Here is a 14,119-nt window from a genome sequence, read left to right as displayed (position 1 = left end):
CGCTGGGAGTTCCCCATGCTTTACGGGGAGCGCACATGATCTCAATCACCGGCCAGTTGGCCATCCGCACCATCTCCGGCCGACTCGGGCTATTCAACGTCGGCCGCCTCAGTACCTCGATCGGTGAGTTCACCATCAAGGATGCTCTTCTGGATCAGTACCATGAGGGTAAATACCGAGGTGACTTCGCGATCAAGCAGATTCGCCCATCGTATTACTCACACGGCGGTCGACTCGTTGTTGAGATCAGGGCTGAACTCGAGGGTATGACCCTGGAGGATGTCACAGGTCTCAGTCGCGAAGACGAAGAACACCTGCCAACCAACGTCCCTGACCCACTTGAAGAGGACGGGCCACCACCCACACCGATACCGCCACGTCGGACTCCAAGTACGCCGGCGCGACAGCCGCAAACTGATGCCTTCGCCTCGGATGAGCCCTTCGGGATGAGTCCATCGGAGCCACCGAGCACGAACGACATCGATGCCGAGCTATTTGGCACGGTTTGGCCATTGAGCGAAACCGTGAGGCTCGACACCACCGTAGACCGACAACGGCTGCGCGCCCAGTGCACGCGGCTGGACCAGCTCGGTTTTACCATGGACTTCAAAACTCAAACCTGGACCAGGGCTTCGCCTTAAAGCGCCCTGCCAGACCACTGCCGCAGTCAACCTGAACCACACACCCTGAGGGGCCTCCTCGGGGGCTCCATTTATCTACCTGGAGCACCACAATGAACGCCATGTTCAGCCACTTGAGCAAACAAATCCTCGCCAACATTGAGGACCAGCTGTCCAACAACGAGGTGTCGACTGACGAGGAGCTCGTCGACTTCTTCATCGAAGAGTTGGACCTCACACTGGACCAGGCGGAGGCTGCTATACGTCTCCGCGACCAGTACCGGATCCAAATATTCCTCGAGGGTCACGGCCCGCTGCACCAACAAGACAGTGTGGCTTTCGATCCGCTCACCAGGACCTTCAATTAACCACCAGACCACCCCGGGGGGCGTTTCCGCCCTCTGGGACGGACGCCTCCACAATGGAGGCCATCATGCACCCATCCCCCTTGTTTCAGATCGAGGAATGCCCGGACCTGTACGTCGACGCCTGTGTGTGCGACGAACAGCGCAACCTGGTGTTCATGTCGGCCTGGGGTCGTGACACCGCACTACAGGAGTTTCTGGCCAGGCTCACACTTGGCCGGGAAGAGAATGGCCTTGAGCAGTTTCACATTCTCGTCGACGGGCGGAGCATTCCCGTTTTCCCTAACCATGACCTACTGGAAAAGCGCACCACACGGCAATTCCGCGGGACGTTGTTCGGCAGCATGTTGCACCTCTGGCTGTTCGATCGACGCGCCTCTGTTCCCGACCAAGCCAATCACTTCGCCTTCGCCCTCCTGGAGCGCAATGAAGCTCCACACCATCGACTCTGGCCGCTGGTGATCGAGACCTGTCCGCTTCCCCTTCTCCCCCACTGGCGCGAGCCCGTGATGGAAGTCCTCACCCAGCACCGCATGCTGACTGCCCTACCCGGGGCGATCGGCAACGTCTGCGCCTGGCGGCTCGCTCTTCAGCTCGACGTGCTCGAGCCCTCCCTCGGAGAGCTGATCCGTCGCGGCGAACTCACTATCGAAGCTCAGGCGTAGGCCTGGGCTCATCTATGACTCAAGGAACGCTTATGGCCCTTATGTTTCCGCGCCTGGCGCGCAACTTTGCCCGCAACGGCTACTACCCCACCGATGAGATCACGCTCGAACGCACGCTGCAGGCGCTCACTCCCGCCACCTCAGGCAGGATGAGGATCTGCGACCCCTGCGCCGGCGAGGGTGTTGCCCTTGCTGAAGCAGCTCACCTCCTGGGCCGCGACCAGGTCCAAGCATTCGCCGTCGAGTACGATCGCGAACGCGCGGATCACGCGCGTGGCCTGCTCGATCGGGTGCTGCACAGCGACCTCTTCGACACCTTGATCAGCCGCCAGTCGTTCGGCTTGCTCTGGCTCAACCCACCCTACGGTGACCTGGTCGCGGATCACTCCGGTGCATCCCAGTACCAAGGCAGCGGCCGCCGGCGCTTGGAGAAAGCTTTTTATCAACGCTGCCTCCCGCTTCTGCAGTACGGCGGCGTCATGGTGCTCATCGTTCCTCACTACGTGCTGGACGACGAGTTCACTGGATGGCTGAGCAACCACTTCGCCGAACTGCGTGTATACGGTGCTGCAGACCCCACCTTCAAACAGGTGGTGATCTTCGGCATCCGTGTACGTCGGCAGGACCTGGCCCGGGTTTCCACCAACCAGGTGAGGTCTCGCCTGCAGGCGATCGGCGCCGGCCAGGAGCAAGCTGAGGAGATCCCAGCCAGCTGGACATGGGAGCCGTACCTCGTCCCGTCAGCTGCTAGCGAGCTGGAGCACTTCTACCGCATTACCCTGGAGCCGGAGCAATTCGCCTCCGAGATCCTGCGGTTACGGGGCCTCTGGCCAGACTTCAACTTGCACTTCGGGAAAACCGGGCTTCAACCCCGAGCCCCTGTCCGCGAGCTTTCACGCTGGCACCTCGCACTGGCCCTGGCCGCCGGCGCAATCTCCGGTGTTGTACGTTCGAAGTCGGGGCGGACCTTGGTCGTGAAGGGTGATACCTACAAGGACAAGGTGCGCAAGACCGAATTCACTGAGGACGAGAAGGGCAACGTCTCAGAAGTCAGGATCCTCACCGATCGGTTCATACCGATCATCCGCGCCTGGGAAATGACACCTTCCTCGGTGAACCACGGCCAGGTGCTGATCATCAGTTCCTCACCGGCGAGCAACGACGAAACGCCTGCAACCGACCAGTCAGTTGCAACGCCCCTGTTCAACCCGGGGCAGATCATGATGACCGCTACTGTCAGCCATCTGGTCGAAACCGGGCAGCTCAACCCTACTCCCGCGCTGAAACGCCATCTTGCTGGCGACTGGGGTGAGCTATGCGATGACGAGCGATCCTCCAATCAGCTCGCGCTTACCCAGGGAGACCGTTTGTTCTCAAGCTACGACATCGACGCCGGCGACGAGTCCAGGCTCTGGATCATCACCGAAGCCGACCGCAGCTCCACTACCCTGCTACTCCCCAGCGACTACTGACCAGCGCCACAACAGCTCCCCACCCCACACCGACCCACAGGGTATGTCCATACCCGTCTGGGTTTGTGCATGCCCTGTTTTCCCTGCAGGAGATGCACATGAACGCACTGACCCAGGCGGCCGCCTCGGCCAACTCCCCCCTGAATATCAACCTGACTGATTTCATCGACGAGTTCGGCGACGAGCTCTTGGAATCACTCAACCGCTCCAACCCTCCGGTCTACACCGGCAGCATTAACGAACAGCGGCAGGCCGTGATGGCGAACCTCAAGCGAACGCCATTCGTGGCGCAAGCTGAGGTTGTCCAAGCTATTGCGGCGCTACTGCTCGATCGCAACGAGCAAGCCGCGATCATCAACGCCGAGATGGGTACCGGGAAGACGATGATGGCCATCGCTGTCGCTGCAGTGATGCATGCGTCAGGCTACCGTCGGACACTCGTCATCTCACCGCCCCACCTTGTCTACAAGTGGCGACGTGAGATCCTGGAAACCACGCCAGACGCCCGCGTCTGGGTACTCAACGGCCCGGACACGCTGGTTAAGCTGCTCAAGCTGCGTGACCAGTCGGGGCAAACCTACGACGGCCGGCCGGAGTTCTTCATTCTCGGCCGAGTCAGGATGCGGATGGGTTTCCACTGGCGGCTCGCCTGCTGGAAGCGGCGTACTGCAGGTGGCCAGCTGCTGGCGGCATGTCCCGATTGCGGCCAGGTCCTCGAGGACCTGGAAGGCAACCTGGTCACCGTGGACGAATTCGAGCGCGGTGATCGCCGTCGCAACTGCTCGGCCTGCAACGCTGCCCTCTGGACGCTTATGCGCCCAGGCAAAGCCGATGGTGGGGACCGACGCTCGACGATTCTGAAGTCGATGTGCCGGATACCGACTATCGGCCCGGTCCGGGCGGAACGGCTGCTGAACGACTTCGGCGAGGACTTTCTGGCCTCGATGCTGGTCGACAACGTCTCAGAGTTCATCAACTTGATGGACGCGAAAGGCAACTTCGTCTTCAGCGACCGCCAGGCCAAGCGCATGGAGCGGGCGATGGCCAACATCGAGTTCGGATTCGGCGAAGGCGGCTACCAGCCGACAGAGTTCATCAAGCGCTACCTACCCGATGGCTTCTTCGACCTGCTGGTCGTCGACGAGGGGCATGAGTACAAGAACAGCGGTTCGGCCCAGGGCCAGGCCATGGGGGTCCTTGCAGCGAAGGCACGTAAAACCGTGCTGCTGACCGGCACCCTGATGGGCGGCTATGCCGACGACCTGTTCTACCTCCTGTTCCGCATCCTCACCCAGCGCATGATCGAGGACGGCTACCGACCCAACGCACGCGGCAGCATGGCGCCTGCAGCCATGTCGTTCATGCGCGATCACGGCGTGCTCAAGGACATCTACACCGAGCGCGATGGCGATTCGCACAAGACCGCCAAGGGCAAGAAACTGTCGGTACGTACCGTGAAGGCCCCAGGCTTCGGCCCTAAAGGCATCCACCGGTTCGTACTGCCATTCACCGTGTTCCTGAAGCTCAAGGATATCGGTGGCAACGTGCTGCCCAGCTACCAGGAGGAGTTCATCGACGTGCCCATGGCGCCGGAGCAGGCCACGGCCTACCAGCGCTTGGCGGCAACGTTGACCGCTGAACTCCGCCAGGCCTTGGCCCGGAGAGACACTACTCTTCTGGGAGTGGTGCTCAATGTGCTGCTGGCCTGGCCGGATTGCTGCTTCCGATCGGAGATGGTCAAACATCCCCGCACCCGAGACACGCTAGCCTTTGTGCCGGCGCTCTTCGGGGACGATGAACTGATGCCCAAGGAGCAGGCGCTGTTGAACTTGTGCTTCGAGGAGAAAGCGAAAGGCCGCAAGGTCCTTGCATACACCGTCTACAGCGGGACGCGCGATACCACGTCCAGGTTAAAGAAGGTCCTCGAGCAGGCCGGTCTGCGCGTTGCGGTACTGCGGGCCACGGTTGAAACGGCTCGGCGCGAGGACTGGATCCTCGACCAGGTCGACCGCGGCATCGACGTGCTGCTCACCAACCCGGAGCTGGTTAAGACAGGGCTGGACCTGCTGGACTTCCCAACCATCGCGTTCCTGCAGACGGGGTACAACGTGTACACCCTACAGCAAGCCGCGCGGCGGTCGTGGAGGATTGGGCAGAAACATCCGGTCCGCGTGATTTTCTTCGGCTACGTCGGCAGCTCGCAGATTACCTGCCTGCAGCTAATGGCCAAGAAGATCGCGGTGGCGCAGAGCACTTCGGGCGATGTACCGGAATCCGGGCTCGACTCACTGAACCAGGATGGGGACTCTGTTGAAATGGCTCTTGCTAGACAGCTTATAGCTACATGAAAAAAGGGCCACCAATCGGTGGCCTTTTTCCCTGAATGCTATTACTCCGCTTCGTAACCGAAGCCACGACAAATCTCCCACACTGCGAGAAACGGAGTTAACATCTGATAACCAAACATCACTTCTTGCTGGCCAGTTTCATATAGATAACAAACATATTCAGTATACACCTCCCTCAAGAGCCCAGTAGTATGAGCCTCCAAATTGTGTGTAAATACCGCATCCACCATACTCGTCTTAAATCCATACCAATCCGGCAGTCCAGTTTCGACATGTATTGATCGCGAATCATTCAGAAGGCAGAACTCCAGCTGATCGCGGACGGCTCGAATCAAACGACCGGTAAAGTCACTTTCCATCGTCTCAAGCCAGTTAAAGCGCTGACCATCTTTGGTGAGCTGGTTATAAATTGACTGAACTTCAGTCAGCCTTCCGGGTGCAGATCTTCCCCCAATCTCATCATCCTCAGCATGCGTTCTCACCGAAGAGAATGGATTCATTGCCGCCACAACAATCATATTAGGATAGGGGAATAGACCCGCGATCTCGCTCCACTTCTGAGAGGCATAAACTATAGAATGGAACCCTTTGGACTCTAAAACCTGCGCAATAGAGTTGCTTATTTGATTCAGCGCATCTTTTGCGTACTGCGGAGGCTCGCTATATTCAGAGTCTATCCAGCCTTTAATCAGCGGAAACGACATGGTCACGCAGGTCATGGAGTGATCATTGAATACGTTATTCTCGAACCATTTGTAGTAATTCTCATCAGGGTAAAATACATGAAGACAATAGCGCTCATCCTCACAAGAAGGAATAAGAGACACAATGTTCTTCTTATTCAGCAATAGCTCTTGAACGTATGCATCTTTTACCGTTCTGGTCTCCATTGGAGCAACCAACACAGTGGTGATTGCCGTCTCGTTAACTCCAGGAAATATCGAGCAGAAGTGATTTGCATAGGCTAAGAGTTCAGTAAAAGCTTGGCGTTCGGTTTGCTGCGACCTTTTCAACTCGATGATAGTGATGCCCGTAGACTCTGAGCACCCAAAAAGATCCACACGAGTCGGATGAGGGCCATTCTTTTCAAGCCGTAGCTCCTTAGCCGTTAAGACCAATTCTTCCAGCTGATCCAGAATTTCATTTATGGCACGTTCAACCTTTCGGCGAAGCAAGAAGTGAAGCGGTGGAAATTCTTCGCCGTACCACTCCACCGGCTCCCTCCGCCCTGCAATCAAAGAGGAAAAATCTTCTCTATGATTATTGAATATATAATCCCTGAATGCATTCTCACTTATATTCAGCATAGCAACCTATTCCATGTAGTCAAAGCGGGGGGCTCACGGAAGAATAGACTGGCGTACTGCGATCGCAAGCTTCACCAGTTAGCGCCTCAACCATCCGATTTTTGGCATCTATCCAGCCTTGGAATACTGTACTACGCTCGTGAATCAAAGGGTGATTAGCGATTGAGGCCGCTATTAAATACGCGATGGCCTGCCCTGCCTCAACGCAGACAAACAAGGCGTGATTGACTTGCCAGCTATTTTCCCCGTACACGCTAGTAAGCTCAAACCCATGCAGACCTTCTCCAACCGACCCGGAGTCAGACAGATGACCAATCACAGATTTGGTGTTAGGGTGCGCACCAAAATCTATTGAGGCCTCGTAATACCCCCAGACATAATCGGCCATCACCGGATCACTGCACTTTAAAATATCCACAGCTTTTTTAGCAGTAAATACATTCCGACACCTCTTTACAGCATTATCTGACGAATGTCTCTCAAGCCAAACATCAGCCTTGGTAGCGTCATTTGCTATGAGATAAGCGTAACAGGCAGACTCTAACGCAGCTCGAACTACTGGAAAAACGCAAACAACATGCCCAGATAAGGCCTCTCTAATTCCAGCCAGAAGCATGGTATATGCATTTATCATAAGCAAGTTTGCTGTCGGCTCTTGTGAGAGCGGAATAGAGAAAATCTCATCGTGAAAAATGTCATCCATCTCAGCAATCAAATGCATGAGCTCAGGGGCTTCATTTGCGTGAGCCTGAGTGTTTTCCAATGTGGCAACCAAGTAATCGCGGACCCTACCAACCTTTATTTTCAATCGATCACCTTGCATATTTACAGATATGTGTATTTTGTCCGATTTTACCCAAAACGGTTAAACCGGCTTTATCAGCTCCGGCCCCTGATTTCGAACATTCCCAACCTGTTTGCTCACTGGGAACCATCGAAAGTCGGTACTATGCCGGCAGCCTGTTTGGACTATTTCTGCCAGCCGTTCAGTTGTTATGCCTGGATCAATCCATTCTCGGGCAAGCTCAGGAGTAAGCACTAACGGCTTGCGATCATGGATGTCCACCAAACCTTCATCAGCCGCAGCAGTCACGATAACGAAGCCACTGCGCTCATCTGGTTCCAGTCCTGGATGAACTTCGGCCAACGCCGCGAAAAACAATGACCTACCGTCCGCCGCTCGGATGTAGTAAGGCTGCTTGCGCTTCGGATCTGCAACATCGGGTATCCACTCGAACCACCCATTGGCCGGCGCCAAGGCTCGGCCATGCGGCCAAAGCGACTTGAAGAACTTACCCGTCATCACCGTCTCGGCCCGCGCATTGATCGGGTCGGCCCGCTTCCCCTTCGCCCAGAAAGGCGACCATCCCCACTTCACCCGATCGACGTTCAGGCCTCCCGGTGCGGGCCTTATCACCTCCACGCGTGTAGAGGGCGCCACGTTGTACCGGTTGATCCGCTCGTGGTCATATCCGTTGATGACCACCAGATCGAGGGCCAACTGCCGCAGGTAGTCGTCCATGCTCTCGTAGATCGAGTACCTTCCACACATACCCACCTCGCTCGTTTGTCGGCTGCCAGGCTTCCACGCATTGACGTAGGAACGCTCTGACAGTTTACTGTATGAATATACAGATATCCTTTTGAGTTGATCTGCCATGACCATCACCTTCTTGGGCGCGCCGACGGGCGGCCCTATGCTGCTGCCGGTGTACTCCTTCCGTGTGCCGGCCGGGTTCCCTTCGCCAGCGGCGGATCACCTGGAGCGTCACATCTCCCTCGACGAGCTGTTCGACCTGCGTGCCCCTCACGTGTATCTGGTGCAGGTGGAGGGCGACAGCATGCAAGGCGCCGGGATCTTCTCGGGCGATCTTCTCATCGTAGACCGCAGTAGGGAGGCCGAGCACGGCGACATCGTGATCGCCGCGATCAACACTGAGCCCGTCTGCAAACGCCTTTATCGTCGCGACGGCGTGCTGGTCCTGCAGTCGGAGAATCCAGCCTTCCCCCCGCGCCACATTATGGAAGGCGACGACCTGGTCATCTGGGGTGTGGTTCGCTATAGCGTGCGCGATCATGCCCAGTGACCAGGTGTTCGCGCTGATCGACTGCAACTCGTTCTATGCAAGCTGCGAACGCGTGTTCCGGCCGGATCTGGCCAAGACGCCCATCGTGGTACTGAGCAACAACGATCTGAGGGGTGGGAATCGTTAGTAAATCCTGTAGAGTCCGCGCCACCTTCTGAACCCCTCTGGAGCAGCAGTTTCCAGGCTTCATAAGGCAATCCATTGGAAGTGGTTTAGGGCAGCGGCATGAGGCTGGTATTCGCAACAAAAGACCTAGCATTAGCAGGTCGATCCTTTGAAGGCTTTCCGTTGCTGATTGGGTCAGAGGGATGGCCAGTCGAGCCAGCTCAATCCTTCCTTTGGCACACGCTTATCGAGTCAGGTGAGGCCCTAAGCGATTTGACTTGGGAAGCCTATGGACGGCGTCTGTACGATTACTTTGCCTTCCTGGAAGCCAATGGATTGGCCTGGGACGAGGAAAGCCCGGCTCACGGTCTGAGTGCTCTGTCGAGGTATAGGGATTGGTCGAGCGGAGAATTAGCACTTGATCCCGGCACGGTGAACAATCGTCTGGCCTTGATCGTGAGGTTCTACCGATGGGCTAAGCAGCGCAACCTGATAACTGTGCTGCCCTTCGGTGAGAAAAGGGTAAGAGCTGCCCAACATTCCGGTCTTCTCAGTCATATCGCTCGGCCCGGAGCCGAGAGCACGAAAGTTTCGGTGATGGTTCGCGACCGAAAGCGCTTGACCAAATTCCTGACCAAGGATCAAGTCAAGGTATGCCTTGCCCTGGATACCGATCCAAGCCACCAGATATTGTTCCACCTCATGGTGCGTACCGGCCTTCGCTCCTGTGAGGCGAGGTCTTTTCCTCTCAAATATGTGTTCAACCCCAGGTTGAAGAAGGGACTGCGCCCAGGGCAAATGATCAGTGTTGCTCTTGATCCTTCAGACATGCATATCAAGTACGACCGGCCTAGAACTATCGACGTGCCATGGTCGTTGATGGAGAGCATGTGGTCTTACTCCCTTCACCAACGAGAGGTTCGTAAGTCCAATAGTGATGGACGTGTTACCGCGCTGCTGCTGACTAATGAAGGCAGGCATTATTCAAAAGATTCCGTAGTGGACGTTATGAAGTCCTATGAAAGAAAGTGCGGCTTCTATGTTCGGGCCCACATGCTACGCCACACCTATGGGACTTATACCTTGCTTGCTCTTCGAAAAAGTAAAGAGTTTGAAGGTGAGCCATTGTTGTATGTCCGAGATAGGCTGGGGCATTCAGATGTGCAAACAACTATGATCTATTTGCATCTCATAAACCAGCTTGAAGCCCAATCCGTCCTTGCTCACGAGGACGAAATTGACATGATGTTTATGACTGATTCGGTTTCGCGTATCTGAGGTAGCACCATTGGCTCGGCAAAAAAGCTACAAGGCGGTTATGCGGTCGGTTACAAAAGGATTCGAGGCTGTCGAAGATGATATCAAGATTGACCTGCCGAGAAATCCGAGAAACCACAGGCAACTCGATCATACGAAATATTTAGGCTTGGGCTTCGATGCTTGGGCAATTCAAAGTCTTCACGTTATCAAAGCTTTGCTACAAGGAGGAAACTTCTCAGTGACGACCTTGATTGGTTACTCTACGAACGGACTAAGATTTTTTATAAATTTCTTGAGTGGCGGTTCGGTCAAGTCGCCACCTGCAACGCCAAACAGTCTTACCAAACGCCACTTGGAGCGATACGTCTCTTGGCTGAGGCTAAAATACCCTAACGGCTCGACAGCCAAGAATTACTATACTAGCTTCAAGTCGTTAGTTGTTGTTTTGGCTGAATATGGATTTATTGAAGTCAATCTTGACGATCTTTTGCCCCTCAATCCATTTCCTAATAATGCGCAGAGCACTAAAGATGCAGATCCGCTCACCTTGGGTGAAATGCAAAGGCTGATTGGCGCTTTGAAGTCAGATCTTATTGCCATCCATAAGGGTGCATTCCTTGGAAATGGCGCGGAGGCGATGGCTGTATTGCTACTAATTACTGCGGCAAGGTCTGGAATCAATACTACGCCGCTCTTGGAGATGAAGAGGGATGCCCTACAGCCTCACCCATTTATTCCTAATCTCAGGTTGATTACTACCGTCAAACGTCGAGGTAAAGGCGCACAGAGCAAAACAATCCGTCAGACTAATCTGCTAGATGAGTACAGTGCTATTCCCCTGGATGGGGTGGCAGTCCTCAATAAGGCGCTGGAGATTTCTAAGCCACTCGTAGCACTGGCACCTGATGAAATATCTTCATGTGTGTGGTTATATCGCTCGGGCCAGCCTGGCCGCTCGAACGACATCGTTACCCTTACACCCGGTGCTTTATATGTCACGGCAAAAAGCATTTGTGAGCGTCATGCGCTTCAGGATGATCAAGGCAATCGGCTAAATGTCACGCTTAGTCGGCTGCGAAAGACTATGGAAAGCCGTTTGTGGAAACTGAGTGGTGGCGACATTATAGAAGTTTCCTCCGTTATGGGTCATACCCCTGGTGTCGCCGATAATCACTATTTGAAAATCAACGATGAGATCAAGATCGACGGGGCGACATTTGTTGGGGAGGCTTTTCCGGACAAACTACGTGGCATAAACGTTATACCAACCCCGCCAGGCGGCTGCAAAGATAGCCTTTACGGTAGTCTGGCACCAAAGGATGGCGTCAATCATTGTTCTGAATTCATCCACTGCCTCGGTTGCCCTAGCTATGCAATTGTAGGCACCTTGGAGGACTTATACCGGCTGTTCAGCTACCAACAATTCTTGTATGCAGAAGTCGAATACTTTCTCACGGACGAGTGGGGCGCATGGCGCAAGCGTCAGTTTGACTATATTCGATTGATAGATGATTTCACCCAGAAGTTTGATCTTGCATTGGTTTCGCAAGCAAGGGCTCAGGCTGAGTCATCTCCGCACTTGTTCTGGGCTAAAAAAATCGAGTTCATGAAGAAAAAATTGGACGGTGAAATTTGAGCATAAGAACCACGAGTGCGGTGTTAAAGGCATATGATGTCCTCATCGCACAACCAGTTTCAGCGAATGGCCTAAGTCCCGCAGAGCGGGATGCAATCGTGATCAGCGCTATCGTTAATGAAGATGGAGAAACCTTCGTTCTTAGCAGGTTTGGCGATGCACAGTGGGATCTTCGCCCGTTTTTTGATCAGGCCAATGTTGCTCATTCTTATAAATTCATCAACTGGGATATGGGCATGCCTCGGGCGCTTATTGATGACTGCAAAGCTGTTGCTTATGCTTGGTTTAAAAGAGGAATGCCTAGATCCAAACCTCCTATCGCACGGGGCATTACTACTTTCGCCGTCGTCAGCGCGATGCCTTTTGTTCGCTGGTTAAACGATCTAGGAGTTTCAAGCTTTGCAGATGTCCGTCCGATCCATGTCAGCAATTACGTTCATCATTGCAAATATGAATTGAAGTTAAAGCCTCTCCCGCTGTATGGGCGATTACGGGTTATTGATTTTCTTTGGGTGTTTTCTGCCGACACGATGTTTCCCATTCAGAGTTATCCTTGGGGTAATTCGACATTGTGGCGGATTTGTGGGGTCGCGAATGTAAAAGGGTTGGGTGCTGCCACTAAAAACGTCGGGCGAACAGATATTATTCCTCATGATGAACAATCTAGGATTTTCAACTATTGCGAAAGCATTGTCCGGGAGATGAAGGCCGAATTGGCAGCCAATGGTATTGGATATCATCCTAGTGATGAACGGATGGCAATTCGTTGCAGAGATGCTGTTCTGTATATAGTTTCAATCACTAGCGGCATGCGCAATGACGAGGCAATTGGAATTGAGGTTGGCGCTTGGCGCAAAGAGTTAAAAAACGGGGTTACCTTTTGCTGGGTGACCACAATCGAGCACAAGACAGGTAAAGGCCAAGTCGAATATCTTGTACCAGAACTGACGATTGAAGCTTTAAGTCTTTTGGCAAAATATTCAGTACCCATCAGAAAAGAGCTGGATGAAGAGATTAGACAGCTTGCAAGCAATCGGGATTTTTCGTATTCAACTGAACATCTCCTTAGGCTCGAAAAAGCCCGAAAAGACGCGAATAAACTATTTTTGGGACGAAACACACAAGGAGGGAAAGTTCAGGAAAGCCATCACGTTGAGGCTCTCAGCGGGCAAGCATCCAATGCTGCGTTTGACCGTATAGCTAAAGCCGCTGGAAGCGATTGGCCGTTGAGGACGCATCAATGCAGGCGAACATATGCAAGATGCTTTGTAGAATCCCGTATGGGCCGCACTTCATTGATCTACCTCAAATGGCAGTTCAAACACAGCAGCATGAGTATGACCCAACTCTATGCATCCAATCCGCAGCAAGACCTGACTCTCTTTGATGAGATCTTCCAGCAGATGACAGAGTTTAAAATTGACCTGATCGAATCATGGCTCGATGATCAGCCACTGGCAGGGGGCGCTGGCGAAAAGATTGTGGAGTTGCGGGCGATTCCAATCAAGGATAGAGCTGCTTTGCTTGCCCAGACCGCCCCACATGCCAACATTCGTGCGACTGGACACGGCTGGTGCATCGCCACAGAGCGGGGCTGCGGAGGTGCTGGTCTATACGAAGCCACACGGTGTCCAGGGTGCAAAAATTCGGTGATCGATGAAGTCTTCGCCAGCACTTGGCAGGACATCTACATTCAACAGCGAGAGCTGATAAAAATTGAGGATGCAGGCCCCGCTGTTAGGCAGCGCGCAGAACGCGACTTGCAGGTTGCACTAGATGTAATTACCAGCCTTGGCCTTTCTCCAGTTGAGGAAATGGAGGAGGCGGCAAATGACTAGACAGGCGGTGGGCCCTGACTCTCCTATTCGCTCCAGGTCGAAGACACTCGCCGCGCTCAACAAGGTCGTCGACGATCTAATTGCTGGTGACGAAAAGCTTTCCATCACATCCGTTGCCCGTGCCGCAGGTGTGACTCCGGGACTCATCCATAACACTTACCCAAGCATAGCGGAAAGGATTCGCAACATCGTTGGCAAGTCGGTGCGAGCCCAGCGAGACTCTAAGCATCAAGCGTTGATGAGCGAGAAAGAAAAGAACAGGGTGCTCCGTGCAGAGAATGATCAGCTTTTAGCGGAGGTAGCTCGGCTGGCTTCGGTTAACCAGCGACTAATATTCGAGATGATTCAGCTGAAGGCGGTTGCCAACGGTAAGGTCACCGCACTCCCTCTGAAACCAGGGCCCAACTAGGCCCTGA

Annotated in this window: 13 protein-coding genes and 1 pseudogene; 11 read left to right on the top strand and 3 right to left on the bottom strand. The window is 54.2% G+C overall.

Features of this window, described 5'->3' with window-relative positions; all coding sequences use genetic code 11:
* Positions 1-35 precede the first annotated feature (35 nt).
* From PM2_RS06090 to PM2_RS06070, 5 genes are all read left to right on the top strand, one after another.
* The gene (locus PM2_RS06090) at positions 36-641 is read left to right on the top strand and encodes a DUF3275 family protein (protein WP_028700171.1); all 606 of its coding nucleotides are present in this window, start codon (positions 36-38) and stop codon (positions 639-641) included.
* Positions 642-733: 92 nt separating this feature from the next.
* Entirely contained in the window at positions 734-988 is a 255-nt protein-coding gene (locus PM2_RS06085) for a hypothetical protein (RefSeq protein WP_028700170.1), read from the top strand.
* A 65-nt stretch (positions 989-1,053) separates the two neighbouring features.
* Positions 1,054-1,650: a hypothetical protein gene (locus tag PM2_RS06080; RefSeq protein WP_420874944.1), complete on the top strand. Its 597-nt coding sequence runs from the start codon at positions 1,054-1,056 to the stop codon at positions 1,648-1,650.
* 32 nt (positions 1,651-1,682) lie between these two features.
* Positions 1,683-3,122, top strand: coding sequence for a DUF6094 domain-containing protein (locus PM2_RS06075; protein ID WP_028700168.1), 1,440 nt, complete (start codon positions 1,683-1,685; stop codon positions 3,120-3,122).
* Positions 3,123-3,220: 98 nt separating this feature from the next.
* On the top strand, positions 3,221-5,470 hold the full coding sequence (locus PM2_RS06070) for an SNF2-related protein (protein ID WP_028700167.1): 2,250 nt from the start codon (positions 3,221-3,223) through the stop codon (positions 5,468-5,470).
* A 41-nt stretch (positions 5,471-5,511) separates the two neighbouring features.
* On the opposite strand, the gene PM2_RS06065 is transcribed toward PM2_RS06070, so the two are convergent.
* Genes PM2_RS06065 through PM2_RS06060 form a run of 3 tightly spaced genes read right to left on the bottom strand, consistent with a single transcriptional unit; the run spans position 5,512 to position 8,329 of the window.
* Positions 5,512-6,777 (bottom strand): hypothetical protein, encoded by a 1,266-nt coding sequence (locus PM2_RS06065; RefSeq protein ID WP_028700166.1) that lies wholly within the window; start codon positions 6,775-6,777, stop codon positions 5,512-5,514.
* 19 nt (positions 6,778-6,796) lie between these two features.
* A complete protein-coding gene (locus PM2_RS29790) occupies positions 6,797-7,585 on the bottom strand; it encodes a hypothetical protein (RefSeq protein WP_028700165.1) in 789 nt (262 codons plus the stop codon).
* 57 nt (positions 7,586-7,642) lie between these two features.
* Positions 7,643-8,329: an SOS response-associated peptidase family protein gene (locus PM2_RS06060; RefSeq protein ID WP_028700164.1), complete on the bottom strand. Its 687-nt coding sequence runs from the start codon at positions 8,327-8,329 to the stop codon at positions 7,643-7,645.
* Between the two features lie 106 nt (positions 8,330-8,435).
* Here PM2_RS06060 and PM2_RS06055 point away from each other — a divergent pair, with 106 nt between their 5' ends.
* From PM2_RS06055 to PM2_RS06030, 6 genes and pseudogenes are all read left to right on the top strand, one after another.
* Positions 8,436-8,864, top strand: coding sequence for a LexA family protein (locus PM2_RS06055; RefSeq protein ID WP_028700163.1), 429 nt, complete (start codon positions 8,436-8,438; stop codon positions 8,862-8,864).
* Positions 8,854-8,970: pseudogene (locus tag PM2_RS06050) on the top strand (Y-family DNA polymerase); the annotation flags it as partial. The gene PM2_RS06055 and the pseudogene PM2_RS06050, both read left to right, overlap by 11 nt.
* Positions 8,971-9,089: 119 nt before the next feature.
* Entirely contained in the window at positions 9,090-10,247 is a 1,158-nt protein-coding gene (locus tag PM2_RS06045; RefSeq protein ID WP_004573994.1) for a tyrosine-type recombinase/integrase, read from the top strand.
* A 10-nt stretch (positions 10,248-10,257) separates the two neighbouring features.
* Positions 10,258-11,865, top strand: coding sequence for a site-specific integrase (locus PM2_RS06040; protein ID WP_014003918.1), 1,608 nt, complete (start codon positions 10,258-10,260; stop codon positions 11,863-11,865).
* 98 nt (positions 11,866-11,963) lie between these two features.
* On the top strand, positions 11,964-13,703 hold the full coding sequence (locus PM2_RS31330) for a tyrosine-type recombinase/integrase (protein ID WP_223198351.1): 1,740 nt from the start codon (positions 11,964-11,966) through the stop codon (positions 13,701-13,703).
* Entirely contained in the window at positions 13,696-14,112 is a 417-nt protein-coding gene (locus tag PM2_RS06030) for a hypothetical protein (protein ID WP_004574005.1), read from the top strand. Before PM2_RS31330 ends, PM2_RS06030 begins: the two co-directional genes overlap by 8 nt.
* The last annotated feature ends 7 nt before the right edge of the window (positions 14,113-14,119 follow it).

It is taken from the genome of Pseudomonas monteilii NBRC 103158 = DSM 14164 (genome assembly GCF_000730605.1).
GTDB classification, from domain to species: Bacteria; Pseudomonadota; Gammaproteobacteria; order Pseudomonadales; family Pseudomonadaceae; genus Aquipseudomonas; species Aquipseudomonas monteilii.
The sequence above is the reverse complement of the archived record's forward strand: the minus strand, read 5'-3'. Positions and strand labels throughout refer to the sequence as shown.

Bases quoted from the DNA above. Each gene is read 5' to 3' on its own strand.
- PM2_RS06090 (WP_028700171.1), top strand. From the start codon at position 36: ATGATCTCAATCACCGGCCAGTTGGCCATCCGCACCATCTCCGGCCGA.
- PM2_RS06085 (WP_028700170.1), top strand. From the start codon at position 734: ATGAACGCCATGTTCAGCCACTTGAGCAAACAAATCCTCGCCAACATT.
- PM2_RS06080 (WP_420874944.1), top strand. From the start codon at position 1,054: ATGCACCCATCCCCCTTGTTTCAGATCGAGGAATGCCCGGACCTGTAC.
- PM2_RS06075 (WP_028700168.1), top strand. From the start codon at position 1,683: ATGGCCCTTATGTTTCCGCGCCTGGCGCGCAACTTTGCCCGCAACGGC.
- PM2_RS06070 (WP_028700167.1), top strand. From the start codon at position 3,221: ATGAACGCACTGACCCAGGCGGCCGCCTCGGCCAACTCCCCCCTGAAT.
- PM2_RS06065 (WP_028700166.1), bottom strand. From the start codon at position 6,777: ATGCTGAATATAAGTGAGAATGCATTCAGGGATTATATATTCAATAAT.
- PM2_RS06060 (WP_028700164.1), bottom strand. From the start codon at position 8,329: ATGTGTGGAAGGTACTCGATCTACGAGAGCATGGACGACTACCTGCGG.
- PM2_RS06055 (WP_028700163.1), top strand. From the start codon at position 8,436: ATGACCATCACCTTCTTGGGCGCGCCGACGGGCGGCCCTATGCTGCTG.
- PM2_RS06045 (WP_004573994.1), top strand. From the start codon at position 9,090: ATGAGGCTGGTATTCGCAACAAAAGACCTAGCATTAGCAGGTCGATCC.
- PM2_RS06030 (WP_004574005.1), top strand. From the start codon at position 13,696: ATGACTAGACAGGCGGTGGGCCCTGACTCTCCTATTCGCTCCAGGTCG.